Annotated in this window: 1 protein-coding gene and 1 pseudogene; both read right to left on the bottom strand. The window is 73.8% G+C overall.

Annotated elements, in window-relative coordinates; translation table 11 throughout:
* Positions 1 to 356: 356 nt before the first annotated feature.
* Positions 357 to 815 carry a single-stranded DNA-binding protein gene (locus ACRDP3_RS20045; RefSeq protein ID WP_431518353.1) on the bottom strand — a complete coding sequence of 153 codons (459 nt, stop codon included), beginning with the start codon at positions 813 to 815 and terminating at the stop codon, positions 357 to 359.
* 198 nt (positions 816 to 1,013) lie between these two features.
* Positions 1,014 to 1,688: pseudogene (locus ACRDP3_RS20040) on the bottom strand (ATP-binding protein); the annotation flags it as partial.

The raw sequence follows: 1,688 nt of genomic DNA, 5'->3' as shown, positions 1-1,688 counted from the left end.
CCGCGGCAGTGCCCGCCCCGGCCAGCGCGCCGCCGGCGAGCAACGCCGTGGCCAGCGCGGCGCGCGTCGTGGCGGCGACAACCCGGCCGCCACGAGCGGGCAGGCGCCCGCCCATGACGGTCACGGCCCTGCGAACACGGCTCATGGACTTCCCCTCCGGGGCGGGACGGCACGACTGCACCGCGGTCGACGTGACGACCACGTGGTCGAGCAGATCGCGTCCCGCCGCAAGGCTCTGAATCCCCGTCAGCTACGCGGAGATCGTAAGGAGCGGGTGCGGCCCGGTCCCCACCAATCCGCTCGCACATGCGTTCCGACTCGCAATCGTTATCAGCGAATCCGGCGGACCGGGACGATCACGGCGCGGGCGACTGACCTGGAACGCGAGCTTCCGCTCCGGCTGTCGCCATGCCCTCGGCGCCGTCTCCCACCGTGGGCACCAGGCCCGGCCGGGCCGCGGTCACCCGGACGAAGGCGGACGTGCCGCGCGAGAGGTCGTGCCCGATCGTCGAGGCCAGCAGGTCGGCCGAGACGAAGTGCCGCCCGTCACGCTCCGTCTCCTGGATTCTCAGCTGCCCGGTCACGATGACCGGCTCCCCCACGGTCACCGAGGACGCGACGTTGGCCGCCAGGGCCCGCCACGCCCAGACGGTGTAGAAGCTCGTGTAGGCGTCCGACCAGCCGCCCCGCTGCTGGTCGAAGCGCCGCACGGTGCTGGCGAGCCGGAACCTGGCCACCGGCACCCCCGCCGCGGACGTCTTGAAGTCCACCTGCGTCGCGGTGTTTCCGACGACCGTCACATGCGCCTCGTTCATGCGAACCGCCTCCCCCTGTCTCCCGGGCCGTTCCCCCGAACCGGGCTGGCTGTCTGGGAACTCAGCATGCGCCGATCCGTGAAAAGCCGCTCCGAGCTGGGGAGTACCGGAGAGTTGTGGACAACTCGATCACCCGGACGGGGCACTTGGCGGGCCGTCGCCCACCCGTCCGCCCGTTCGCCCGGACAGCGCGCCTGCCTACAGACCCTGCGCTTCACTCGCGGCGATCACGTACTGCTCCCGTACCTCGCGGTAGCGCAGCATCTCCGTGGCCACCGGCTTCAGCACCCGGGACTCTCCGCACCCCTCCACGAGCCGCCGCAGCCGCATCTCCTCCCGCCTCCCGTACGCCTCCGCCGGTCCGCCGGCCGCGATCCGGCACACCCAGGCCAGCAACGACCCGCCGAGCGCACCGCCGACCAGCAGCGCCACCGCCATCCAGCCCGCGCCGAGGGTCACCCCGGCCGCCGTACCCAGCACCCACACCACGCCCACCAACTGCAGCGCCAGCAGCGCCGCCTGCCCCGCGAAGGCGGCGGTCCACCACACCGCACGGGGCGGCTTCGGCAGCGCGCCCCCGGGCTCCTCTCCTTCGCCCACGACCTCGTCCAGTGCTTCCGGCAGTCCGTCGGCGCCGCGCCAGGCAGCGTCCCGCACGGACCGGCGCCATGCCTCGGGAAGTCCGGCCGCCGCCTGATCGACGACCGTCCGTACGGCATGCGCCACCACGGGCCGCGCCACCCGCGGGCACACGTCGTCCTCGGGCGCATCATCGTCACCGGTGCCCGCGGCGGCGGCCGCGGACTCGGCCCGCGCGCGCCTCTCGTCGTACCAGTGCCCCAGCTGCGTCCACGGCGTGCCGCAAGCCCGCTC

Origin of the sequence: Streptomyces sp. (assembly GCF_050698815.1) — a bacterium.
Taxonomy (GTDB): Bacteria; Actinomycetota; Actinomycetes; order Streptomycetales; family Streptomycetaceae; genus Streptomyces.
Note: the sequence above shows the minus strand (reverse complement) of the source record. Positions and strands in the feature narration are given on the sequence as shown.